We start from the raw sequence: 23547 nt of genomic DNA on the forward strand, positions 1-23547 counted from the left end.
TTTTTATGGCTCTATAGCCGTCAAGTAGTTAGAATGAAATATGGATATGCAGGAGGATTGCTCGTAGGATTTTTCTTTGCAAGCAAATTCAGCAATAAATTTACAAATGTTTTCAACGGTTCTCTTTCTTATGCTCCTGCATTTTTAGTATTACTAGGGTTCGGAGTATATCACTATCAACAGCAAAAGCGTGAGCCATTTATTCTATTAGCAGCATCGGGGGTATTTCTGTTAGCCCTTTCATTCCGAACTCTCGATCAGACAATTTGTCCTTACTTTTCAATCGGCACCCATTTTCTTTGGCATCTTTGTAATGGTATTTTGCTGTACTTATCAGCAAGAGCATTAATCCTAAACAGCCCTATGATTGACTAGGGAGCTATTAATTTTAAAATCAGAATTAGTCCAAGTCTTAGCCAAGCTGCTTGACTCCTATAAGGTTAATCGCGATCGCCCACAGGTAAACTCAGTATAAACCCTGTTTGACCAAGTATGGCAGCATCTAGTTTGATATCGCCGCCGTGGGCCCGTGCAATTTCCCTTGCTAAACTTAGCCCCAATCCCGAGCCTTCTATTTTTTGGATCTGAGTGGAGTCACCCCGATGGAATCGCTCGAAAATGCGATCGCGCTCGCTCAAAGAAATATCTTGAGAGCTATTGACAATTTTTACAATTACTCTTTTTCCCAGACAGTGAGCCTGTAACCTGAGCCAACCCTTCGGTAAATTATATTTAATCGCATTACCAACCAGATTTTGCAAAACCTGCACCAGCAAATCGCGATCGCCCTTGATATATAAATTAGGAGCAATTGCCATTTGCACATCTAAATGCGGGGCTAGCAGTTCCATATCTTCGGAAATTTCCGATAGCAAAGCCGACATATTCACCTCAACCAAATGTAAACCCATACGTCCGGCATCGGCGTGAGAGAGTAAGAGAAGTTTACGGGTTATTTCACTCAAACGGCGCACTTCATCCAATAAATTACTCAGGGTTTGCTGCACCTCAGAACCCGATTCAACTTGATGCAAAGCCCGTTCTAGTTGACCTTGTAAAATTGCCAGCGGAGTCTTTAATTCGTGGGCAGCATCTCCACTAAAACGAGAAGCTTGTTTAAAACTTCGCTCTAGACGTTCTAACATCTGATTGAACACAAAAATTAATTCTACAAACTCTATATCCGTTGCTCCGTCAGGGACGCGCCGATCGAGCCCCTGTACGGTAACATTGCGAATTGCCATCGTGAGCCGCCCAATTGGAGATAGAATACTCCGCGATATGACCCAGGCTCCACTGGCCACGAGTAAAAGCACTACGGGAATAGAAATTAAAAAGATATTGCGAATTGATGCCATTTCCCGATCGATCGCTTGTAAGTTAACAGCGATGGCTATTTGAGTCTGAGGAGAATGAATCGCGCCCACACGCCAAACTGCCCTGCTAGTACGCTGGGTTGCTAGTTTAGCTTTGAAAACTCGAGGAAAATCCGGTCGCTCGAATTGAGGAGGTCGATCGCGCGGAGGTCTTCTTTCTCTCGGTGAGAATGAATCGGGCCGATCGGGAGGTGGTTGATGGGGAGGTGGTGGATAGGGTGGATAGGGTGGAGGTGGTGGAGGGGGAGGTTCTAATTGAAAAGGTATTCTGGCAGGATCGGGAGGCGGTTGGGGCAGCGATCGCCATAGGGAATTGGCATCAATTCCATCTTGCCACTGGCTCGATCGGTAGAGTAAATTACCATCTCTGTCAGTGACCAACAAACCCACGGTTGTTTCCCCATCATTCATGCCCAAAACTGATGGCAAAGAATCATTATAAACATCCCATTGGGCCGATTGGGGGCGGGTTGATTGGATTAACTGATTCTTGATTTCAGCATCAAGACGCTTGACCTTAGCATCGTAAATCAACCACCACGAAACAATACTAAAGCCAATGAGAGCAATACTTGCTAGAACAGCCGATGATAGAGCAATGCGAAAGCGAAAAGATTGCATTTTCACGAGGGAGAATCTGGTTTGCGAAACCGATAGCCAACGCCGCGCACGCTCTCAACCCATCCTGTACCGCCGATCGGTTCAATTTTCTTGCGAATGCGTTGAATACATACATCTACCACATTCGTATTCGGATTAAAATCATAACCCCAGATATGTTCGAGGATTTGCGTGCGGGTGAGTACCCTACCGGGCGATCGCATCAGATATTCCAACAGATTAAACTCGCGGCTTGTAAGTTCTACCGCATGGCGATCGCAAGTAACTTCTCGGAGAATGCGATCGAGCTTAACTGGGCCAACGCTCAGAATATTTTGCCCACCGCCCGAAGCACGCCGCACTACAGCATAAATCCGAGCAACTAACTCCTCAACAAAAAACGGTTTAGCTAAATAGTCATCAGCACCCAGATGTAACCCTTCAATGCGATCGTCTAGTTCATTGCGAGCAGTTAATAAAATCACGGGTACGTTGCGTCCCGCCTTTCGCAGATGTTTGAGAATAGATAATCCGTCTTTTCCCGGCAAAACAATATCAAGCACGATCGCATCGTACTCATTATCCATCGCCCGCCCATAGCCATCATTACCATTATCGCAATAATCCACAACAAAGCCTTGTTCTTTCAAGCCCATACAAACAAAATTGGCGATTTTTTCTTCATCTTCAACGTATAGAACATTCATAGATTTACCTATTCGGTTGCGATTATATGGCCATCAGGCATTTACTTAAATTACAAAACTGTAATCCATCCGCACTGTTGCAGGTAATGTTTGGGGAATTTGATGTATTTATAAACATTTTTAGGTCGGCGATCGTAACTATCATGAAAATTGCTTCAATGCTCGCATTACCTGCTACAGCCTTGCTGCTGGGACTTAGCAGCTTGACTTTCCCCGATCGAACTACAACTAATTCTAATACTGTACTAGCCCAGAGCCAGCCCGAACCCAATCAAGAGCGCAGACATCCGCCCCGTATAGATTTTGCCGCTGCTGCCAAACAATTAGGAGTCACCGAAGCGGAGTTAATCGAAGCTTTGGGCCTACCGGCGAAACCGCCGGAACCGCCAAGCGAAAATAATCGCCCGCCCAACCCACCGCCCCGTCCTCGTTTAGATATTCCCGGTGCAGCGAAAAAGTTGGGAGTCACCGAAGCAGAGTTGATTAAAATTTTGGGCATTTCACCGCGCCCACCCGGCGATCGTAATGTACCTCAAAATTCGGAAAAACGCTAATTTCTCCACATTACAAAACTGTAATCCTAGGACAGGGATAAATGTCATATTGAACCAACTTAATGATTGTAGAGACTAACTCAAAGGCAGATTGAGAATTCATTTCTTTAGCCTGACAACAGATTCAAACTTAGAAAACTAATCCAGGTAATTACATCATGCCAGCACTATTTCCTAATTCAATCAATGCACCGGGCAACCAACCTCCCCAAAATCAAGGTACACCGGGCAACCAACCTCCTCAAAATCAAGGCGCAGCGGGCAACCAACCTCCTCAAAATCAAGGCGCAGCGGGCAATCCTCCAGAGCAAAATCAGGCACCAGTAGGCAACCAACCTCCCCAAAATCAGGCAGCAGTAGGCAACCAGCCTCCCCAAAATCAAGGCGTACCGGGCAATCCTCCTCCCCAAAATCAAGGCGCAGCGGGCAATCTTCCAGAGCAAAATCAGGCAGCAGTAGGCAACCAACCTCCTCAAAACCAAGGCGTACCGGGCAACCCTCCTCCCCAAACTCAAGGCGTACCGGGCAATCCTCCTCCCCAAAATCAAGGCGCACAACTTACGAATTCTGCTTTACCTCCCCAAAACCAAACTCCACCCCCTCCGCCAGCTAACAGTATTAGCACCACAGCAGGAAACGACAATATTACCGGAGATAGTTTAGATAACTTCATCCTAGGTAGTACCGGCACTGATAGCATAATTGGAGGATTAGGCACGGATACAATGAGCTATCTTTCCCTGGGCAGCGGCATTACCATTGAGGCTAAAGGTATTGTAGATAAAGGCGCAGCAGGTACAGATACCCTGCAAAATATAGAACAAATAATTGCTCCTTTAGGACAGATTAATACCATCGATGCTTCTACAGGTAGCGGCACAGCTTCTATTAATGTGGATTTGTCGCAAAATCGTTTGGCGGTTAACAATCTACCCGGTATCGGCACTCTGAATTTTACGGTAGAGAATTTCGTTAACGTCACAGGTACTCCGAATGTAGATGTCCTTACCGGAAACATCCAAAACAATTCTTTAGTAGGAGGAGATGGTAACGATACACTCTCAGGTTTGCGCGGCAATGATACCCTGATTGGAGTCAACCCATCAAGTGCTACACCGGGAAGCAATGATACGGATGTGCTGATTGGCGGTCGAGGTAGAGATATTTTTGTTCTCGGTGATGCTACCAAGACATACTATCAGGGAACAGGAGTTGCACTGATTCAGGATTTCCAACAGGGAATCGATCGCATTCAGTTACGTGGGAGTCTCTCTGACTACAATATTGTTGGTAACTCCATCAATTTGGCTGGTACATCTGACCAAATTGCTGTAATTCAAGGCGGCTTTACTCCTGATAGTTTCCTGTTTGTGTAATATCAATTCCGGCTGCAATCCTTATGATACCGAGGACACGGCACTACCGTGTCCTAATTTATTCTTCCTACTTCTTCCTTCGTGATAAGAGCGCTTACGCGCAGCTTCGCTAACGCACCTCGAAGCGTTTCAATCAAACCAATTATTCCTGCCGGAAATAAGTAAAAGCCCTAATTTTCGGCAATTACCGATCGCTCTTTAATCCAATCGAGTAAAATAGGATTGACCAATTCCGGCGCTTCATCTTGCGGGCAGTGTCCCACTCCCTCCAAAGGAATAAACTTTTCAACAGCCGGAAACTTTGCCAATTGTCGCCCCAATGCGATCGGCTCCCAAGGGTCGTCCGTACCCCACAAAATCAAAGCAGGACAGCTCAAACGTGGCAACAAATCCTCCGGTAGCGGCCCTTGAGAATAACTGATAAATGCTACAAATACTTCGACTGCGCCGCTGTCTTTGGCAGGTTTCAGCAGCATATTTATCAGTTCGTCGCTGACAGCTTCAGGACGGCGATAAGCTTGCAAAAGCACTTTTTTTACTGTTTTTGGCGTTGCTAATTGTTTAAAAAATAATTGACTTATCCACTTGACATTTAAAATTTTTTGTGCAATTGGGGCTCCAAAACTGCGATACCAAGGCAATTCGGCGCGTTTGCGATCGTGCAGCAACCGCAGGGAACAATTGAGTAAAATTACGCCAGAAGCAATATCGGGAAAATCTACAGCGGCTTGCATTATTGCCACACAGCCGATCGAATTTCCGACCAAAAAAGCCGGCCCGCCCGCAACTTCCCGACAAAAATCAGCAATTAGCTGTCCCCAAGTTTCAAAAGTATAGTCAATCTCAAGTTTGGGCGCGGGTTTAGCAGAACCGCCAAAACCGATGAGGTCGATCGCATAACAGCGGCAATCAGCAGCCAGCGCCGGCAAATTCTTGCGCCAGTGGCCCCAAGACGCACCGAAACCGTGGACGAACACCACCGCAGGCCCCTGGGAACCCGCAGCCTGGTAGCAAATTGGAAAGCCTTTCCACAGCCAAGTTTGAGGCGAAATAAGTGTTGACAAAGCGGGACTAGAAGATGTCATGCGATTTTAGATTTTAGATTTTAGATGAATGCAAGGCTGCAAAGGACTCAAGTCATTACTACAAACCGTATCGCAATTCGAGGCAACCGCTAGGACATAAATCCCAAACCCTCTTCCCTCTTCCCTCAGCGTCCTCAGCGCTCTCTGCGGTTCATTTCTCTTCCTTCTTCCTTCTGACTTTGCAGTTAGAGCCGATATTATGTCACGATTAAACCTGCTGACTTCTTTGCTGTATTAAAATTTCCCTTATGCCAACGATCGTTTCCACTGCTGTCGTACCGTTTCTGGGGTCAGAAATTGTACCAGACTACGACACCGCCAAAGTAGTAATCTTGCCAATTCCCTACGAAGCTACCACCACTTACCGCCGGGGGTGCGAAAACGGGCCCGCTAAACTTCTAGAAGCTTCTCATCAACTCGAGTGCTACGACGAAGAATTGGATTCCGAAGTTTGCTACGATGTCGGAATTTATACACAAGAGCCGATCGCCGATACTCGCAACAGGCAGCCAGTTTCATCCTCAGAAATGCTGCGAGTCACCCAAGCCGCAGTGCATCAGCTAGTTACCGAAAATAAATTTGTCATCTCCCTCGGAGGTGAACACAGCATCACTGCCGGCGTTGTCGAAGGTTATCGCCAAGCATACCCAAACGAACCTTTCACAGTCGTGCAAATTGATGCCCACGGCGACTTGCGGCACGAGTACGAAGGCTCGATCCACAACCACGCCTGCGTGATGCGACGTATTGTAGATATGGGCTTACCGACACTGCAAATCGGGATTCGCGCTATCTGCAAGGAAGAAGCCGACTTGATTAAAGCAAAACAGCTAAACGTGATTCGCGCCAGAGAAATCGCTACTCAACCGGATTGGGCCGATCGGGCAATTGCCAGCATAACAACTAAGCGAGTATTTTTGACGATCGACTTAGACGGCATCGATCCGACTTTAATTCCAGGGGTGGGAACACCCGAACCGGGCGGGTTAAATTGGTATTCCCTCACGGGATTTTTGCGCCGCATCTTCGAGTCATACGAAGTAATCGGGTGTGACATTATGGAATTAGCACCTGTTGTAGATTCTGTAGTCTCAGAATTTACCGCCGCCAAATTAGCATACAAACTTATTGGATACCAAGCTCTGGCTCAAGGTTGGCTAAAGCCAGACGAGGAATAAATCGCGAAGTACGAATCACAATAGGCTGTTGGCAAGGCTAGAATTAAGCTAAAGCCAAACAACAGCCAATTTTATTCGTGCTGACAGTTTCATCTTTCATGCTGGCAAATACTGCTCTTCACCTCCTGAAAACATGAGTTTACTAATCGATACAACGGGTACTCCCATTAACGGCTACGCTCCCGATTTTGAACTGCCGGGAGTTGACGACGAAGTTCACCATTTAGCTCGATATTTAGAAAAATTTCGGGCGATCGCGGTGATATTTATGTGCAATCATTGCCCTTACGTGCAGTTGTATCTCAATCGTATGAAAGAACTTCAAGCAGATTTTCAAGATCGAGATGTTACTTTAATCGGGATTAATGCTAATGATGCAAACCAGTATCCCGACGACAGTTTTGAGAACATGAAAATTTTTGCTGCCAACAATCAACTCAACTTCCCCTACATCCGGGATGTTGCTCAAGATGTCGCTGAAAGTTTTGGGGCTTCTAAAACGCCGGAGGTTTTTTTGTTAGACCAAGACGGCAAACTGCGCTATAAAGGTTTAATTGACGACAACGCTGACGATCCGGCGGCGGTGCAGGTTTCTTATCTGCGGAGTGCGATCGACCAATTGCTCAACAGTCAACCCGTTGAGCCTTCAACTACAGAGGCAATAGGCTGTTCCGTCAAATGGCGAGCATAGGCAGATTTAAAATTAACGTTCCGACACTAATTATTAACTGGTTCCCAGGCACAGCCAGGGAACCTATCTCCAGAGGCTCTGCCTCGTCAAAGACTGGATGAAAATTGGAGGTACAGCCTCCGAATCTGCTTTACCAGGCAGAGCAGGGTAAGGAGTAAAAAGATTCAAAACAATTGTCTGTGAACTTAAAAAGTAGACGTATTCCCAACTTAATTTTCGCAGTCGCCTTCCTGCTAGCACTGCTGATTATTTGGAACTTATTTAAGAACTTTTCCTCAGTCGATACGTTGCAGCGCACCTCCTTAAATGTATCCGCTGCTATCAGTCTCTCGAAAGCTTTAGGGGAAATCAAAACTGTTTATCAAAGCAGTAATCCGAATTTTACTATTACTTATAATTTCGGTGCTTCCGGCGCTCTCTCACAGCAAATTCAGCAAGGCGCCCCGGTAGATGTATTTTTCAGCGCCGCCACCAACCCAATGGATGCTTTGCAGCAATCTAACCTGCTAATTAACGACACGCGCCGCAATTTACTGACAAATCGCGTAGTTTTGATTACTCCCAAAAATGGTGTTGCTTTGACGGATTTCAAACAGTTGACAGATGCCAGAATCAATAAAATTGCGATCGGCGAACCTAAAAGCGTACCTGTGGGCCAATACGCTCAGGAAATGTTAAATAAACTTGGATTGTGGCGGCAAATACAGCCCAAATTAGTGCTAGGAAATAACGTCCGCCAAGTGCTGACATTCGTCGAAAGCGGTAACGTTGATGCTGGTATAGTTTATGCGACTGACGCCACAGCCTCCGACAAAGTAACTGTGCGGCTAACGGCTGCCGAAAATTTGCATTCGCCCATTGTTTATCCGCTGGCAGTTATCAGAAACAGCCGCAATCCGGTTGCTGCGAAAGCGTTTGTTGACTTTTTGGCGGGCGATCGAGCTAAAATAGTATTTCAGAAATACGGATTTGGTATAGTTCGATAACTAACTAATTAGGGATTTTTTACCGCTGATGAAAGCAGATAAGCGCTGATTAACGCGGATTTATTTATTATAGATGGAATTTGATCTTTCTCCGCTCTGGATATCTCTAAAATCTTCCGCTATTGCGACATTTCTCACCTTTTTCATGGGAATAGCCGCCGCCCGGTGGATGCTTTCAACTCGCATCAGAGGTAAAGCTTTAATTGAAGGGATTTTCATTTCTCCCTTAGTTTTGCCACCGACAGTAGTGGGATTTTTGCTGCTGCTGCTGTTTGGAAGAAATGGGGCGATCGGTCAATTCTTGCTACAATTCGACTTAACTATAATTTTCACTTGGCAAGCCGCCGCCATTACTGCCACAGTTGTATCATTTCCCCTCATGTACAAAACTGCTTTGGGAGCTTTTGAGCAAATTGATGCCAATCTTCTCAACGCAGCCCGCACTTTGGGAGCATCGGAGTGGCAAGTTTTTTGGCGAATTATGGTGCCGCTAGCATGGCCGGGAATTTTAGCAGGAACTATTCTCGCATTTGCCCGCGCTTTGGGTGAATTCGGCGCTACGTTGATGTTAGCGGGGAATATTCCCGGACAAACTCAAACTATCCCGATGGCAATTTATTTTGCTGTGGAAGCTGGGGATATGAGGCAAGCTGCTATTTGGGTTTTGATTATTCTGAGTATTTCTTTGAGCGTGCTAACTGCTGTTAATTTTTGGACGGATTTACAAAGGAGCTCGCTCAAACCGAATTCGAGCCAAATACTGCAATCAAATATTCCTAAAGTCGCGTCTACTTTTACCACAAATCCCCAAAAACAACAACCGAAAAGCGGACTTTGTTTAAGCATTTTTAAACCTCTCTCCAGCTTTGCCTTGGATGTGTGTTTCGATATCGGCGCGGAAGTGCTGGGAATTTTGGGCGCGTCGGGTTCTGGTAAAAGCATGACTCTGCGCTGCATCGCCGGTTTGGAAACTCCAATGAGCGGTAAAATTGCAGTCAATGGCAGGGTTTTATTTGACTCAGCCCAGGGTATTAATGTAGCTTCTAAAGACCGCCGCATCGGTTTTTTGTTTCAAAACTATGCTTTATTTCCTCACCTGACTGTTGCTCAAAATATTGCCTTTGGCTTGCAGCATTTATCTGAAAGCGAGCAAAAAACTCGGGTAAAAGAACAGCTAATTTCGGTGCAAATGTCGGGACTGGAAAACCGCTACCCGCACGAACTTTCGGGGGGCCAACAGCAGCGGGTGGCTTTGGCGAGGGCGATCGCCCCTTCTCCAGAATTGCTGCTGTTAGACGAACCGTTTTCTGCTTTGGATACTCACTTACGCAGTCAACTCGAACGTGAGTTAATGCAGACTCTGGCTAATTATCGGGGCATTACTTTGTTTGTCAGCCACAATTTAGAGGAAGTTTACCGGGTGTGCAAAAATCTGTTGGTATTGGCCGAGGGAAGGCCGATCGCCTTTGATACCAAAGAGAACATTTTCGATCGCCCTGGCAACTTCACCGTCGCCCAGTTGACTGGCTGTAAGAACTTCTCAGCAGCTAAACAGATCGCAGAAACTCTCGTGGAGGCGATCGACTGGGGCTGTACTCTGAGAGTAGTCGAACCAATTCCCAAATCTCTAGTTTCTGTGGGAATTCGGGCTCATCAACTGAGTTTTGTTAGCGGGTGCGATCGTGAAAATACTTTTGCTTGTTGGATCGCCTCAACTGTTGAAACTCCGCACCGGGTGACATTATATCTCAAATTGCACTCGCCTCCCAATGATTCCCAAGATTATCACTTGCAAGCCGAAGTTTTCAAGGAAAAGTGGAGGGCTATTAAGGACAATCCTTTTCCCTGGTATGTTCATTTCGAGCCAATTAGGTTAATATTAATGGAAGCCTGAGTTAACTAGCAATATACCGTTAACCGTCAACACTCAACTGTTAACCGTCAACACTCAACAGCTAAATACATCTTAACCCAACCTTTAATCATGACTGAACAAATTAAAAAAACCGACGCTGAATGGCAACAACAACTCACGCCAGAACAGTTTAAAGTCACCCGCAAAAAAGGAACAGAAAGAGCTTTTAGCGGCGAATATCACGACAACAAAAAACCAGGAATTTATAAGTGTATTTGCTGCGGCACTGAGCTATTTAAATCAGAAACCAAGTACGATTCCGGTACCGGTTGGCCGAGTTTCTACGCTCCCGTTAGCGAAGAAAATGTCAAGTGCGAGTCGGATAACACCTTGTTCATGCGCCGAACAGAGGTACTGTGCGCTGTTTGCGATGCTCATCTCGGTCACGTATTTAACGACGGCCCGAAACCTACCGGTCAGCGTTACTGCATGAATTCTGCTGCTCTTGATTTCGTCCCCAAAGATTGACTTTTTTAAGGGCGGGCTAAGAGTGCCCAACCCCTACTCCCCACAAAAAATCAATCCGGTTGTGGAACAGGCAAGATGCCTGTTCACCTAGCATTCATTGAGAAAAAATTAATCCGGTTGTGGAACAGGCATCTTGCCTGTTCACCTAGCAGCCCGCGCCACAAACAAATTCTCTTGCAACACAACCAGGATGCCTGTTCCGGGCAATTGATGTTCAAAATGCACCCGTACTGCTATCTTATGGTGGAGGCAAAAAGAGTAAAAACATAGTGGCGGCATGGGGATGGTATATCAGCGAGTTTTGCTGAAGCTCAGCGGTGAAGCGCTGATGGGGAGCTTGGGCTACGGCATCGATCCGGTAGTCGTTCAGTCGATCGCCCAGGAAGTGGCCAAAGTCGTTTCCCAAGGCATTCAAATCGCGATTGTTGTCGGTGGTGGCAACATTTTTCGCGGGGTGAAAGCTGCTTCGGCAGGGATGGATCGGGCAACGGCTGATTATGTGGGCATGATTGCTACGGTGATGAATGCTATCACTTTGCAGGATGCCCTTGAACAAGCAGGAGTGCCAACGAGGGTGCAATCGGCGATCGCCATGCAAGAAGTAGCTGAACCGTACATCCGGCGGCGGGCAATTCGCCACCTCGAAAAAAAACGAGTAGTGATTTTTGGTGCCGGTTCTGGCAACCCTTTTTTTACTACTGATACTACAGCCGCTTTGCGGGCGGCTGAAATTGATGCAGAGGTGATTTTTAAAGCTACTAAGGTAGATGGGGTGTACGATTCCGACCCCCACCTCAACCCCAACGCGCGCAGGTATCAAACCCTCACCTATGCCCACGTCTTGAATCAAGATTTGCGGGTGATGGACAGTACCGCGATCGCCCTTTGCAAAGAAAATAATATTCCTATTATGGTATTTGACCTCTCGGTGTCGGGCAACATTTACCGAGCTGTAATGGGAGAATCTATTGGAACTCTTGTCGGAGGTTTTTGTGAAGTTAGCTGAAGCAGAAGATCATATGCAAAAGGCAGTTGAGGCTACTCAACGGTCTTTTAATACTATTCGGACGGGACGGGCCAATGCCTCCCTCCTCGATCGAGTCATGGTAGACTACTACGGCTCTCCAACTCCCATCAAATCCCTTGCCAACATCGGCACCCCGGATGCGACTACGATCACCATTCAACCGTTCGATCGCACAGCGCTTACCTCGATCGAAAAAGCAATTTCCCTGTCTGATGTAGGACTCGTTCCCAACAACGACGGTTCAGTTATTCGCTTGAACATTCCGCCGCTGACAAGCGACAGACGCCAAGAATTTGTCAAAATGGCCAGTAAGTTTGCTGAAGAAGGTAAAGTTGCAATTCGCAATATCCGCCGCGATGCCGTTGACTCGATTCGTAAGCAGGAAAAAAGCAGCGATATCTCTAAAGATGAATCCCGAGACTTGCAAGATAAAATTCAAAAGCTGACGGACAAGTACATTGCCAAAATAGAAGAAGTTCTGGCAGCCAAAGAGAAAGATATCACGACTGTTTAGGGAATGGGAAATTGGGCAGGGGAAATAGGAAGAGTTTTGAGATTGCTCAGAGCCGATCGCGAACAACGATCAGACGCTTAATGATTTGTGAGTTGTGAGTTAAAAACTCAACGTTTAACAATCATTAACTTACCAATTCCTCCTGCCCCATGACCAATCACTTATTACCAGTTACCCATTACCCAAAATGTTTGATTGCATTATTGTCGGTGCAGGCCCGGCAGGCAGCACAGCAGCTTATCACCTGGCAAAGCAGGGACGTTCTGTTTTGGTAGTAGAAAAAGCATCTTGGCCCCGTAATAAGCCTTGTAGCGGGGGGGTTTCTGGGGCGATCGCCCAATGGCTCGATTTTGACCTGACGCCCGCTATTTCGATGAAAGCTAATAAAATTAGCTACACATGGAAAATGGAAAATCTGGTGCAGGTTCAAATAAATTCCCCAATGTGGATGGTACAGCGAGATGTATTTGACGACTTTTTAATTAAACAAGCTCAAAAAACTCGTGCGGAACTTAGACACTCTACACAAGTTAAAGGAACTGAGTTTAAAAATTATGTTTGGGAAGTTAAAATAAACTCAGAACCTGTTGCTGGCCGCTATTTGATTGCTGCTGCTGGTGCCGGCGGGTCGATGACTAAGAGGCTGGGATTGAAAGAGCCAAAACTCTGTTTGAGCGCTTGTTTAGAAACTCGCTCAATCAAGGGCGATTCCCTCAATTTCGATTTTGGTACTATAAAAAAAGGTTTTATCTGGAGCTTTCCCAAAGCTGACCGCTACTCGACGAGCAAAATTTTGTGTGGCGAACTGCGTTATGCCCATATCGCTAACCGCGCTTTTCAAAAGCTGATGCCGTTTTAGAATGAAGCAAGAGGGAATAATAAATATTCTTAGCTCCCCATTGCTTATTCTTGATTTCGTAAATTTAAAAATAGCAATTACGCACTATTTCTCAGAAAGCCAGTTGATTCCTAGATTTTTCGTTCCCCAACCAGATTTTTTACAATAAACTGGGTTTAAAATGGTAAATGCTATTTTAAATAAAGTAGATGCGAGGATTTTTTAATACAAGCCCCACGCTGCTTATAGAATAAACCTCAAATACGCCGGGAGGCAAAAAAAGTGGTTTGATACCTTACTCTAACGCGATAAGGCGCTTCAGAGACACCCTGAATAATTACATTCTACCTAAATCCTGTAAAATATATAATCTCAAATCTAATGATAATTTATTTTTATAAAGTAGAGGAGCCTTACGGCTGCTTTTCTAATTTTTCACTACACGACATTTGTCTGCACGGCCAATATTGGTTGACTGTGGAACATTACTATCAAGCCCAAAAATTTCTCAGCACGGATAAAAGATTAGTGGCGGCGATTCAAGCCGTAGCAACTCCTCAAGAAGCCGCTAAATTAGGTCGCGATCCCAACCACCGGATTCGCACTGATTGGGAAGCCGTGAAAATTCCTATTATGCGCGAAGCAGTTTTAACTAAGTTTCTCACTCATACAGACATTCAAGCGATTCTCCTCGCCACAGGGGATCGAGTCATTGTTGAGGATTCGCCAACCGATTACTACTGGGGGTGTGGCGGCGACCGAACCGGTCAAAATCATTTGGGTAAAATTCTGATGAGCGTGCGCCAAGAAATTAGTCAGCGCCTTGCGCGCTGATAGAAACTCAAATTCTTTCGTTAATTATCATTATATGAAGTTATACAACAAATGTCAAGTTATCCTAACAATGAATATCTCTCATAGTGAGATTTTAAGATTGCGAGAAATTTATAAGAGCATTAAAATAATAATTATTATTTGCTTAAGTCGCTCGGCCTGTTGAAGGCAAGGATTAAACTGGCGCGATCTTAGATTTTACTTACCCCAGCCCACCCGAGGCGATACACCGTCGTCTCTCACAAGTGTGCGACGGATTAATTGTACAGATCGGTTTAGTCAAAAATTGCGGGTAATGTATTTGAGTTTGAACGTTCCAACAGCACATCAAAACTTCTTATTATTGTATAAGTACAAAAGGAGATTTATGCAACTCACAGAAAGTACGCAAGAATTACATTATAAACTAGACAGAGAACTTTTGATACGGCGGATAACTGAACGCATTCGCCAATCTCTAGAATTAGAAGATATTTTAACCAGTACGGTAGCAGAAGTGCGGTCTTTTTTGAAAACAGATCGCATTATGATTTACAGGTTTAGTGCCGACGGCAGTGGAGAAGTTGTTGCTGAGTCAATTAATAATAACTGTCTCCCTTCCTTGAAAGGACTGCACTTTCCAGCAGACGACATTCCCGCGAGCGCCCGGGAGATGTATGTCACTTTGCGCCAGCGGACAATAATAGATGTTAACTCCGGGACGATCGTCCTGAGTCCCCTCGATGCTGCAGACACCGGTCAACCTTTAGTAAAGGAAGAGATGCACTACAGATCGCTCGATCCTTGCCACACAGCTTACCTGATGGCAATGGGAGTGCAATCTTCCTTAGTCGTGCCGATTTTGCACCGTAGGATCGCGTCGGAAAACAGCAAAACAGATATCTGCGAGGCAGCGACGTGTCTGACTCGATACGAACCAGGAAATAATCAAAAAATTCACATCGAACTGTGGGGACTTTTAGTGTCTCACCACTCTGCGGCTCTCAATATTTCACCAGCAGATTTAGAAGTGGTTCAGCTCGTATCAGATCAATTGTCTAGCGCTATAGCCCACGCGCTCCTCCTGCAGCAAACCCGCTCTCAAGCCGCCCGCGAAGCTACCGTGAGCCGCATAGCAGCCCTGTTGTATGGTCACGTCAACATTCAACTGCAGCAAGGTTTAGAAGCCACCGTCACCGCTTTGGGTGGCAGCGGTGGCAGACTCTATCTCAACCAGCCGAAAATCAACGGTGAAAAGTTATCCGCTCCCCAGATTGAGGGAGGATTGCCAACTGCCCCCGCCCACAGTAATGCTACCTTTGAACTGTTCACCACAGGAGAACAACCGACACTTCCCAATTGGGAAAAAGTTAAGGCTATCGAAGCTCATCCCCTCTGGCAGGAATGGCTAACCAAAGGATTTAAAAATACTGAAGAGCTTCCCAAAATTTCAACTTTTACTAATTGTCAATTCCCATTTTTCATAATTACTGACTTATACAAAGAACCTCTATTTAGAGTTTTAGTTCCCGCTTTCCAATCTACTAAAATTAGGGGTTTGCTGGTAATTCCCCTCCACTATAAACAACAATTAGTCGGCTGTTTGACCATTTTTCGCAATGCAATAGATACCGAAAAAATGTGGGCGGGGCGGTTTGACAGCAGCGTGGCACAAACCCTTCCCAGACAATCCTTTGAACTCTGGCGAGAAATAAAAAAAGGTCAGTCGCCCGAGTGGAAGTACGAGGAAATTGAGCAAGCTTTAGCTATAGGCAGCCAATTTTGTTCGGCAATTGGGCAGTACGTTCTTTATAAAGAAGTGCAAACCCTGAATGCAAACTTGGAGCGCCAAGTTCAAGAACGCACCGCTCAATTGCAACAATCCTTGGACTTCGCCAAAGTATTGACGCGAGTTAGAGACCAGATTCGCAGCACCTTAGATTTAAAAATCATACTGCAAACTATTGTGCGAGAAGTCAGAGTTTTGTTGGATACCGATCGCACGGTAATTTACCAATTTGCAGCAGATAAACAGGGCGAGGTAGTTGTCGAAGCTGTTTGCGGCCAGTGGCGGTCAATTTTAGGTATCACATCTCCACAAGAATGCTTGCCAGAAGGCTCAGACTGCTTTTATGGAGCCGGACGGGTGCGAGCAATTAATGATATTTATACTGAGGATTTAACACCCTGTCACCGCGAATTTTTGGAAGAGTTGCAGGTGAGAGGAAGTTTAATTGTGCCGATGAGAGGCAAAGATTCCCAATTGTGGGGGTTGTTGATTGCCCATGAGTGTTCAGGGCCGAGAGTTTGGCAAACAGCAGAACAGGAATTGGTGCAACATTTAGCGGCTCAAGCTGCGATCGCCATTCACCAAGCAGAACTTTATCAAGAAAGTCTCAATGCAGCAACTGCAGAGCGATTAAAAGCCGAACAGCTAGCTAAAACAGTCACAGAACTGCACAATACCCAAGCCCAACTGATTCAAACCGAAAAAATGTCCAGTCTCGGACAACTTTTGGCCGGAGTCGCCCACGAAATCAATAACCCCGTTAACTTTATCTACGGCAATCTGTCCCACGCGAGCGAATACACCAAAGATTTGCTCTGCTTGGTGGAACTCTACCGCCAGCACTACCCCAATCCCAACCCAGAAATTAGCGAGTGCTCTGAAGCAATCGACATCGAATTTCTTGCGGAAGATTTGCCAAAAATTTTGGGTTCCATGACAGTCGGAGTTGAGCGCATCCGCCAGTTAGTTGTATCTTTGCGTAATTTTTCCAGGACGGATCAAGCCGAGAAAAAAGCCGTTGACATTCACGAGGGCATTGACAGTACCCTGTTGATTTTGCAGCACCGGATCAAAGCCAATTCCGATCGTAACACCGTAGAAATTATTAAAGAATACGCCAATTTACCCTTAGTAGAATGCTATGCCAGCTCGCTCAATCAAGTATTTATGAATCTCATCGGTAATGCCCTTGACGCCCTAGAAATGGGAAAAAAAGATCGAGGTATGAATCTCCCCTTGAAAGCGGCAAGTGCAGCGGCGACACATTTAAGCTCGCAAATACTGCCTATCGAGTCAGGAGATATAAATCCTACCACCGAGTGTTTGATTCCTGATTTCCCCTCTCCTTGCATTCGGATTCGCACTGAATTAATCAATGAAAAAACGGTAGTAATTTGCATTGCCGACAATGGTCACGGCATCCCCAAAGAGTTAATCTCTCACATATTTAATCCGTTTTTTACTACTAAACCCGTAGGTCGGGGCACGGGTTTAGGACTGTCTATCAGTTACCAAATTGTAGTTGAGAAACACCAAGGCGTACTAAAGTGTGTTTCTGTACCCGGTCATGGTACAGAGTTCTGGATCGAGGTTCCCCTGAATTAGGTAGAACAACGTAAAAAAACAACACACCCAGATACCCGACTTCTTTGAGAATTCGGAAAATTAACAACGATCGCGTTTTACGTCAAGAAATTATTTTCTCTTCATCGCAGAGAGATATAATTCGATTTACAAAAGCTTTTAGTTCGGGACAAGCTTTAATCGCAATCATCAGATCGTTGTTTTTCAAAATAGCCACTCCATCACTCACTTTGTCATAGTCTCTTCTGCATTTTCCTGTTCTAAAAATTTCCTTAATCCAATAGGAAGGTGGCTTTTGATTATTCACTGTTTCAGGCGAACCGCTAGGAGCAGAAAGGTTGTGTTTCGCTAGCTTCTGGATAGTTGTCCTGTAGGGAAGAAGCCATGCTTCAAAATCATGTGATGCTATGTGAGGATAGAATTTTGGGTTTTTACCTACCCATGTCCTCATTTTCTCTTTAGCATCATTGGCATCTTTAAAGTCCGGCTTTCCGGTATAAACGTCTGTAAGTGCAATTACAGCATGATAGCCATCATTATCGAGGAAATTTTCAACAATAAGCTTGAGTTTCTTTTCCTTGGGAATTCCACCATGTTGTGGTTTAAAGTCGAGTCAGGGCATTTTTTGCTCTAAACGACTTTGCAGAAACTCACGAAGCTTCTTTCTAAATGCCATTTCAGTAGCACCTTCAACCAAAATAGCAATTCTCATGGACGGCCACCCATTATATTCATTTCCCAAACCTGGTCAAGACTGTAATCTTCTAACCATTTATCCAGGTTAAAAGTGTCACCCCACGTCATTTTTGCCTCCCCTTCTTCCAAATCGCAGACCAAAATCTCGCTTGGATCGAGAAATCTGATGAGTCTATCTGAGTGTGTTGCAACTATCAGTTGAGTGTGTTTTGAAGCTTCTCTCATTAGATAAACTAAGTGTCTTAAGAGTTCCGGGTGTAGGCTAACTTCTGGTTCATCTAGCAACGTAATAGTTCTTAAAGTTTGACTTTGCAGGAGTGCAACTAACCAGAGGAAGCGCAGCGTTCCTTCTGATAGCTCATGGACATAGAAAGGCTGAGAAAAATTCCTATCGGTCCAAGTCATAGACATAGTTCCTGCGGCAACCGGAGGAAAGTTTAATCGCTCGAAATCTGGAAAGGCAGCAGAAATGATATTTTCAACCATTTCAAAACGGTCACGATCCGTTTCCCGAAGGTCATAAAGACAGGAAACGAGGTTTTCACCGCTTGCTCCAGGCAACTTTGCAGGGCGCATTGCTTGAGGTAGACGAATTGGACTTTTCTCTGAAACATCGAGTGATCCATAATATGTGCAAGAAGCAAGGCTCTTTCTCAGATCCTCAGGTTCGCGATACATTTTAGGAACTTGAGAAAGCGATGTTTCAAGAGGATTATGCTCCCAATTGGGCCTCACCAATCCACTGCCATCTTGATAATATTTAATATCCAACCCTTGTGATTCAATATACTTGAATGGTTCAGGCCTGTTGGGATTTCTCTGCTGTGTTAAATATTCATCTCTGACTTCATAAGATAAACCTTTGGGTGACAATGTTAAGCTGTAATTCAAAGGAATTTTTTTATCGGGCACTTGCATTGAAATTTCAATTTCCAGTTCTTGTACTTTACCTCTTGTTAAAATTTCATTCAAGCCGCCTTTAAGTTGTAATAAATTCTGTAAATTTCCACTGGCTGAAGCGGCTAGTATTGAAAGAACATCTAAAAAAGAAGTTTTTCCTGCTCCGTTTGCACCAATCATGACGATGAGATTTCTCATCTCAAGCTCAATATTTTGAAGACGCCGAAAACCCCTTACTGATATATTTTCAAATCTATTCATATTCTGTCTTTAAATAGTGAAACTAGCCTAGACACATATATTGAGACTAGGCTAAGTATATCTGCCTTAGATACTTTAGAGGTTTAGTAAAGCCAGATGGGTGTATGAAACGGTCTGCATCCCTTGGGTTGGCGCAGCATGAAAAGTCGTTGGAGCAGACCGATGTCGTTCACAAGTCTTTAAGGCAAGATTAGCTTCACGAGCACAGAACCGATCGATCCCAGAAGACTCATAAAGTTGCCACCGCCGCCCGTGCGGGGTTCCGTAGGCTTTTGACGTGCAACAATGGCTTCGGCTAACTGCTTTGACAAATCCTGACCTTGAGGATTTCCTTGAGCTGCAAAGAGTTTGTTTGCTCGATCGGCGTCTTGAGCCGCGCCCGCGAAGTCTCCCAAGTCAGCGCGAGACATACTGCGCGCAAAATAAACGGCTGCTAAATCCGATTTCAGATTCAGCGCTTGATTGTAATAATCAATGGCGTTTCTATAGTTTCCTGCTTGAGCTTCCAGCACTCCCAACCGGTAGAAGTCTTCAGCGGTGCCGATATTGGTTGGCATTCCTCTAACTCCGAGCAGTTGCGCGTTATTTAAATTAGCGCCTTGCAGATTGGCGTCGCTGAGATAGGCACTTCTCAAGTCAGCACCGCTGAGGTTCGCACCGCTGAGGTTGGCCCCTGTCAGATTGACGCCAAACAGGCTGGTGCCGCTGAGGTTGGCACCGCTGAGGTCAGCCCCGGTGAGGTTGGCTCGACTGAGGTTAGCCAACCTCAAGTCAGCACCTTTGAGATTGGATCCTGTTAAATTGGCTAAAACCAAGCCCGCACTGCTGAGGTCGCAGTTGGGGCACTGTCGGGTAGCTAGTAATTGTTGCGTGTGTTGGATGTTCTCGGCGGGTGCAGGAGTGATCGGGGCGATCGCGCTCAGCAACGTTGCAGCAGCGATGATTCTGAGTTTCATTTTAACCGTCCAAAATCCAAAATATTAAATCTAAAATAGCTTTTATCGAAGCAATTGAAAATCACCATAACACAAGTTCACCCAACAAATCTTTTGACTTGCCGTATCTAGGAGTTGTGTGCGCCATCAGCACCCTACATTGAAGTTCTCGGCCTTACCTGAGTGTCAAATAAACAGTTCGCTGCCAATAAATTAGGGTAATGAAAACTTCATTACCCTTTAGCCGCTGTTCTCGGCAACCATAAAAATTAACAAATAAATTAGTCGTGAATCGTGCCGTCGGGCATCGTTGTACCCTTAAGATATACTCCGCTCAGGTTAACTTTTGTAAGGTTTGCTCCCAACAGGTTTGCTCCGCTTAAGTCTGACGCACTTAAAATCGCTTCAGTCAAGTCTGCCCTAATTAAACTCGCCCCCATTAAGTCGGCTCCGCTAAGGTCTACTTTGCTCAAGTTTGCGCCAATTAAATCGCATTCTGTGAGCACCGCCCTACGCAAGTTTACCCCGTAAAGATTTACTCCGTGCAAGTCTGCACGGCTAAGTGTGGCCCGAGATATGTTGGCTCCAATTAAAGTTGCTTGGATCAGGGAAGCTCCGCTCAAGTCTGCTTTGCTGAGGTTCGCTCCCATCAACTCAGCTCGATTCAGGTTAGCTTCAACTAAAAGTGCTTCTGTGAGGTCGGCTCCACCTAAGTCTGCTCTTCTCAAATTAATTTTGCACAAATTGGCTTTGCCAAAGTTGACTCTGTTGAGTTTCGCTTTGCTGAGATTGGCTCCAATCAGGTCGGCTTCATACAGATTGGCTCCAATCAATTCTGCTTCGTAGAGGTAGACCTCGTGCAGGTAGACCCCGCTAAAATTTCTTTCTCCTATTGCGTATAGCTTGAGCAGTTCGTCAACGTTCATTGTGGCTTCTCTACACCTTTTAAATGAAGAATACTGTCAGCAAGCTGGTTGCACCGGATGTTCTGCAATTTTAGATTCTGAAATATTCACGCCCAGCCTGAAACTTCCCTCAACATGCAAGGTTTGAGTACAAATTAGATGGTTTGGTGAGGGTGAAGGACAAAGCTGCATTATTTTTTCTATTTGGGTAAAAATTAATATTTAAAAATATTAACAGCAAGTTTGAGCGTACTTCGTAACTAAATCCCCAAGATTCTACGTGGAAACTCCGATCAAACCCATAACTTTTTGTGTGTAGTTGAGTTTACTGAGTAATAGTGTGACCAAGATCACGAAGCACTGTTAGTAGGATCACATAGAAAACCCCCTTTCGATCACAGCAGGCGGGAAAAAATAGCCGATACTTATACTGTAATGCTGAAAAATTGACAATGCCACTCTCGTCGTGTTTTACTCAATTGGCGATAAAGCCAGTAGTTTCACAGATACTTGCCCGTGGCAAGAAAGTCGGTGGCAACGTCACTCGGCGCTACCCGCTCTGACTGATGAGAGTGCTGATATCTAAGGATTTTTCGCACAGCGAATGCCAAAAATGCACTTCTGGGACTAGGGGAATGTCTGTATAACAATGCGAGCGCTGGTGTACAGACATTCGCTTGTTTGCTAGCACCTAATGACTAAAAATCGCTCATACGTTTGCAAAAAATACCAATAAATACCAGGAAAACCATGATAGATGTTTAACAATAAGAGAATAAATGGTATTCCTTAAGAGTCACCTATTACCGCTTATGTTACAGTCGAGCGGTTAACGGCTATCAGTATTAGCAATGACGCTTGTCCATCAAATACAAAACTGACCCAGAAACCGGGTTTATTACCAAAAAAAATCGTTGCAACCTTGCTCCAGGTTAAAATAATCTGGTTTCTGAGCGTCCGAGTGCCGCCAGGAAGGAAAAAGTTTAATGGGAACGATCGCTTTGGTATTGCTTCAGGGCAAACAAAAGGTCAGCATTTAGGATCGGAGCAGCTTTTGCTCCATTGTCAAAAAAAGGTATTGTAGAACGCGAATCGTGAGGTAATTGATATGGCTGGAGTATGTAAACTTAGCATCACAGAGACAAGTGAAGAGCTAAAAAACCTGTTAACTGAACAAAAAACGGCAAGCGGCTTTCAAAAAATTCAAGCACTTTACCTGTTCAAAATTTGTCATGTTAAGACAGTTAAAGAATTGGCAATGACGATCGGGGTCAATCGAATTACTGTGCAGCGGTGGCTGAGAAAGTACCGTTCTGACGGACTAGAAGGACTCCTCGAAACAAAGCACAGCGGTGGCCGCAAGCCGGCTATTCCTCCTCTGGCCCGCGCTAGTTTGGCAATGCGCCTCAGCGATCCCCAGAAAGGCTTTAAAAGCTATGGAGAAATTCAAGAATGGTTGCAGCAGGAATACAGTATTGAAGCTTCTTATAAAGCGGTTTATGCAACAGTCAGATACCACCTCAAAGCCAAGCTGACAAAAGTCTAGACAAGTTCATACCACGTAGGATTAATCACTGCTCATCTAATGGTTTGCAGTCAGCCTTTGAAGATTTGGAGGACTTGCGTAGTCACGACCAACCAGACTCATTTTTTTTTAACAAAACTCGCTCTCATAAAGTGCAGAGCATATAAATTATATGTTGTGGGAATGGGACGAGGGGGAGAAGAGTTGACGCTTTTCCCGCGTCTGTGAAAGATGCTTAAAAAAAGCGCCAGAAATCAAAACTTGCAAGTTTTGTTTAATTTGCAGGTTTTGTTATATGGAGGTAAAAATTGGCAACGGCTAAGGCAAAAACCGATCCAAAGCCGCTTTCAACTCTTCGATTTCCGTATCGATATTGCCTTCTTTAGCGGCTCTGGCAATGCACTCTGTTAAATGTTCATCAAGAATGATTCTCGCCACGCGATCGAGCGCTCCTCGAACCGCAGCAACTTGCACGAGAACTTCGGGACAAGGACGGTTTTCTTGGACCATTGTTTTAATGCCGCGGACGTGTCCCTCAATCCGAGACAAGCGATTTACCAGCCGCCGCATCGATTCTTCATCGTGATGGTGAGGGTGGACTGATTTATCGTCGTGATGGTGGTGGGAATTTGAGGGCAAGGATTTGTCGGTAGAAGTATCAGATAGAATCATTGGGGTTACGAAGGAAAATTAAAAGTTAGAATTCAGAATATGTTGAGTTGGTGCGGCCTCGTGACTCATGTATTGTAACTGTCAAAATATATTTAGGATCTTCATAGTGACAGATTATTGAGTCCACACGATCGCACACGTTTACCAGACTA

The 23547-nt window shown here is 45.1% G+C and carries 22 protein-coding genes and 1 pseudogene; 14 read left to right on the top strand and 9 right to left on the bottom strand.

Annotation, left to right across the window (positions count from 1 at the left end; translation table 11 throughout):
• Positions 1–375, top strand: a pseudogene (locus tag QUA38_RS09600) (ceramidase domain-containing protein); the annotation flags it as partial.
• Positions 376–440: 65 nt separating this feature from the next.
• Here the strand turns inward: QUA38_RS09600 and QUA38_RS09605 are convergent.
• Both QUA38_RS09605 and QUA38_RS09610 read right to left on the bottom strand, forming a co-directional pair.
• The gene (locus QUA38_RS09605) at positions 441–1997 is read right to left on the bottom strand and encodes an ATP-binding protein (protein ID WP_333161189.1); all 1557 of its coding nucleotides are present in this window, start codon (positions 1995–1997) and stop codon (positions 441–443) included.
• Between the two features lie 2 nt (positions 1998–1999).
• Positions 2000–2683, bottom strand: a complete 684-nt coding sequence (locus QUA38_RS09610) for a response regulator transcription factor (protein WP_333034626.1) — start codon at positions 2681–2683, stop codon at positions 2000–2002.
• Between the two features lie 143 nt (positions 2684–2826).
• Between QUA38_RS09610 and QUA38_RS09615 the strand changes: the two genes are divergently transcribed.
• Together QUA38_RS09615 and QUA38_RS09620 are read left to right on the top strand one after the other, a co-directional pair.
• Positions 2827–3237, top strand: a complete 411-nt coding sequence (locus QUA38_RS09615) for a hypothetical protein (protein WP_333161191.1) — start codon at positions 2827–2829, stop codon at positions 3235–3237.
• 158 nt (positions 3238–3395) lie between these two features.
• Entirely contained in the window at positions 3396–4613 is a 1218-nt protein-coding gene (locus QUA38_RS09620) for a M10 family metallopeptidase C-terminal domain-containing protein (protein ID WP_333161193.1), read from the top strand.
• Between the two features lie 170 nt (positions 4614–4783).
• On the opposite strand, the gene QUA38_RS09625 is transcribed toward QUA38_RS09620, so the two are convergent.
• Entirely contained in the window at positions 4784–5698 is a 915-nt protein-coding gene (locus QUA38_RS09625) for an alpha/beta fold hydrolase (protein ID WP_333161195.1), read from the bottom strand.
• 248 nt (positions 5699–5946) lie between these two features.
• Here QUA38_RS09625 and speB point away from each other — a divergent pair, with 248 nt between their 5' ends.
• From speB to QUA38_RS09675, 10 genes are all read left to right on the top strand, one after another.
• Positions 5947–6876 (top strand): agmatinase, encoded by a 930-nt coding sequence (speB, locus tag QUA38_RS09630; protein ID WP_333161197.1) that lies wholly within the window; start codon positions 5947–5949, stop codon positions 6874–6876.
• A gap of 133 nt (positions 6877–7009) precedes the next feature.
• Positions 7010–7567, top strand: a complete 558-nt coding sequence (locus QUA38_RS09635) for a thioredoxin family protein (RefSeq protein WP_333161199.1) — start codon at positions 7010–7012, stop codon at positions 7565–7567.
• Between the two features lie 179 nt (positions 7568–7746).
• Positions 7747–8553: a molybdate ABC transporter substrate-binding protein gene (modA, locus tag QUA38_RS09640; protein ID WP_333161201.1), complete on the top strand. Its 807-nt coding sequence runs from the start codon at positions 7747–7749 to the stop codon at positions 8551–8553.
• Positions 8554–8626: 73 nt separating this feature from the next.
• Entirely contained in the window at positions 8627–10447 is a 1821-nt protein-coding gene (gene modB / locus QUA38_RS09645) for a molybdate ABC transporter permease subunit (RefSeq protein WP_333161222.1), read from the top strand.
• Between the two features lie 90 nt (positions 10448–10537).
• Positions 10538–10936, top strand: coding sequence for a peptide-methionine (R)-S-oxide reductase MsrB (msrB, locus tag QUA38_RS09650; RefSeq protein WP_333161224.1), 399 nt, complete (start codon positions 10538–10540; stop codon positions 10934–10936).
• A gap of 277 nt (positions 10937–11213) precedes the next feature.
• The gene (pyrH, locus tag QUA38_RS09655) at positions 11214–11942 is read left to right on the top strand and encodes a UMP kinase (RefSeq protein WP_071884014.1); all 729 of its coding nucleotides are present in this window, start codon (positions 11214–11216) and stop codon (positions 11940–11942) included.
• Entirely contained in the window at positions 11929–12477 is a 549-nt protein-coding gene (frr, locus tag QUA38_RS09660) for a ribosome recycling factor (protein ID WP_333161226.1), read from the top strand. Before pyrH ends, frr begins: the two co-directional genes overlap by 14 nt.
• Before the next feature lie 187 nt (positions 12478–12664).
• Positions 12665–13336: an FAD-dependent oxidoreductase gene (locus QUA38_RS09665; RefSeq protein WP_333161229.1), complete on the top strand. Its 672-nt coding sequence runs from the start codon at positions 12665–12667 to the stop codon at positions 13334–13336.
• Positions 13337–13696: 360 nt separating this feature from the next.
• Positions 13697–14149 carry an NADAR domain-containing protein gene (locus QUA38_RS09670; RefSeq protein ID WP_333161231.1) on the top strand — a complete coding sequence of 151 codons (453 nt, stop codon included), beginning with the start codon at positions 13697–13699 and terminating at the stop codon, positions 14147–14149.
• A gap of 367 nt (positions 14150–14516) precedes the next feature.
• Positions 14517–17522 (top strand): GAF domain-containing protein, encoded by a 3006-nt coding sequence (locus QUA38_RS09675; RefSeq protein ID WP_333161233.1) that lies wholly within the window; start codon positions 14517–14519, stop codon positions 17520–17522.
• 82 nt (positions 17523–17604) lie between these two features.
• Here QUA38_RS09675 and QUA38_RS09680 read toward each other — a convergent pair whose 3' ends face one another.
• From QUA38_RS09680 to QUA38_RS09700, 5 genes are all read right to left on the bottom strand, one after another.
• On the bottom strand, positions 17605–18087 hold the full coding sequence (locus tag QUA38_RS09680; protein ID WP_333161257.1) for a DUF4276 family protein: 483 nt from the start codon (positions 18085–18087) through the stop codon (positions 17605–17607).
• A 122-nt stretch (positions 18088–18209) separates the two neighbouring features.
• Complete coding sequence (locus tag QUA38_RS09685) at positions 18210–19358, bottom strand: AAA family ATPase (protein WP_333161235.1); 1149 nt, start codon at positions 19356–19358, stop codon at positions 18210–18212.
• A gap of 179 nt (positions 19359–19537) precedes the next feature.
• Positions 19538–20314: a pentapeptide repeat-containing protein gene (locus tag QUA38_RS09690; protein WP_333161237.1), complete on the bottom strand. Its 777-nt coding sequence runs from the start codon at positions 20312–20314 to the stop codon at positions 19538–19540.
• Positions 20315–20574: 260 nt separating this feature from the next.
• Positions 20575–21219, bottom strand: coding sequence for a pentapeptide repeat-containing protein (locus tag QUA38_RS09695; RefSeq protein ID WP_190734746.1), 645 nt, complete (start codon positions 21217–21219; stop codon positions 20575–20577).
• A gap of 529 nt (positions 21220–21748) precedes the next feature.
• Positions 21749–21871 (bottom strand): hypothetical protein, encoded by a 123-nt coding sequence (locus QUA38_RS09700; RefSeq protein ID WP_333161239.1) that lies wholly within the window; start codon positions 21869–21871, stop codon positions 21749–21751.
• Between the two features lie 435 nt (positions 21872–22306).
• On the opposite strand from QUA38_RS09700, the gene QUA38_RS09705 reads away from it, so the two are divergent.
• Positions 22307–22744 (top strand): helix-turn-helix domain-containing protein, encoded by a 438-nt coding sequence (locus QUA38_RS09705; protein WP_333056815.1) that lies wholly within the window; start codon positions 22307–22309, stop codon positions 22742–22744.
• 297 nt (positions 22745–23041) lie between these two features.
• On the opposite strand, the gene QUA38_RS09710 is transcribed toward QUA38_RS09705, so the two are convergent.
• Positions 23042–23395 (bottom strand): metal-sensing transcriptional repressor, encoded by a 354-nt coding sequence (locus QUA38_RS09710; RefSeq protein ID WP_006632109.1) that lies wholly within the window; start codon positions 23393–23395, stop codon positions 23042–23044.
• Positions 23396–23547 lie beyond the last annotated feature (152 nt).

It is taken from the genome of Microcoleus sp. Pol12B4, assembly GCF_036701385.1.
Classification (GTDB): domain Bacteria; phylum Cyanobacteriota; class Cyanobacteriia; order Cyanobacteriales; family Microcoleaceae; genus Microcoleus.

Coding starts and splice junctions, on each gene's coding strand:
- QUA38_RS09670 (WP_333161231.1), top strand. CDS start 13,697: ATGATAATTTATTTTTATAAAGTAGAGGAGCCTTACGGCTGCTTTTCT.
- QUA38_RS09695 (WP_190734746.1), bottom strand. CDS start 21,219: ATGAACGTTGACGAACTGCTCAAGCTATACGCAATAGGAGAAAGAAAT.
- QUA38_RS09615 (WP_333161191.1), top strand. CDS start 2,827: ATGAAAATTGCTTCAATGCTCGCATTACCTGCTACAGCCTTGCTGCTG.
- modB (WP_333161222.1), top strand. CDS start 8,627: ATGGAATTTGATCTTTCTCCGCTCTGGATATCTCTAAAATCTTCCGCT.
- QUA38_RS09665 (WP_333161229.1), top strand. CDS start 12,665: ATGTTTGATTGCATTATTGTCGGTGCAGGCCCGGCAGGCAGCACAGCA.
- speB (WP_333161197.1), top strand. CDS start 5,947: ATGCCAACGATCGTTTCCACTGCTGTCGTACCGTTTCTGGGGTCAGAA.
- msrB (WP_333161224.1), top strand. CDS start 10,538: ATGACTGAACAAATTAAAAAAACCGACGCTGAATGGCAACAACAACTC.
- QUA38_RS09690 (WP_333161237.1), bottom strand. CDS start 20,314: ATGAAACTCAGAATCATCGCTGCTGCAACGTTGCTGAGCGCGATCGCC.
- QUA38_RS09685 (WP_333161235.1), bottom strand. CDS start 19,358: ATGAATAGATTTGAAAATATATCAGTAAGGGGTTTTCGGCGTCTTCAA.
- QUA38_RS09700 (WP_333161239.1), bottom strand. CDS start 21,871: ATGTCTGTACACCAGCGCTCGCATTGTTATACAGACATTCCCCTAGTC.
- QUA38_RS09620 (WP_333161193.1), top strand. CDS start 3,396: ATGCCAGCACTATTTCCTAATTCAATCAATGCACCGGGCAACCAACCT.
- QUA38_RS09610 (WP_333034626.1), bottom strand. CDS start 2,683: ATGAATGTTCTATACGTTGAAGATGAAGAAAAAATCGCCAATTTTGTT.
- QUA38_RS09625 (WP_333161195.1), bottom strand. CDS start 5,698: ATGACATCTTCTAGTCCCGCTTTGTCAACACTTATTTCGCCTCAAACT.
- pyrH (WP_071884014.1), top strand. CDS start 11,214: ATGGGGATGGTATATCAGCGAGTTTTGCTGAAGCTCAGCGGTGAAGCG.
- QUA38_RS09675 (WP_333161233.1), top strand. CDS start 14,517: ATGCAACTCACAGAAAGTACGCAAGAATTACATTATAAACTAGACAGA.
- QUA38_RS09705 (WP_333056815.1), top strand. CDS start 22,307: ATGGCTGGAGTATGTAAACTTAGCATCACAGAGACAAGTGAAGAGCTA.
- QUA38_RS09605 (WP_333161189.1), bottom strand. CDS start 1,997: ATGCAATCTTTTCGCTTTCGCATTGCTCTATCATCGGCTGTTCTAGCA.
- QUA38_RS09635 (WP_333161199.1), top strand. CDS start 7,010: ATGAGTTTACTAATCGATACAACGGGTACTCCCATTAACGGCTACGCT.
- QUA38_RS09710 (WP_006632109.1), bottom strand. CDS start 23,395: ATGATTCTATCTGATACTTCTACCGACAAATCCTTGCCCTCAAATTCC.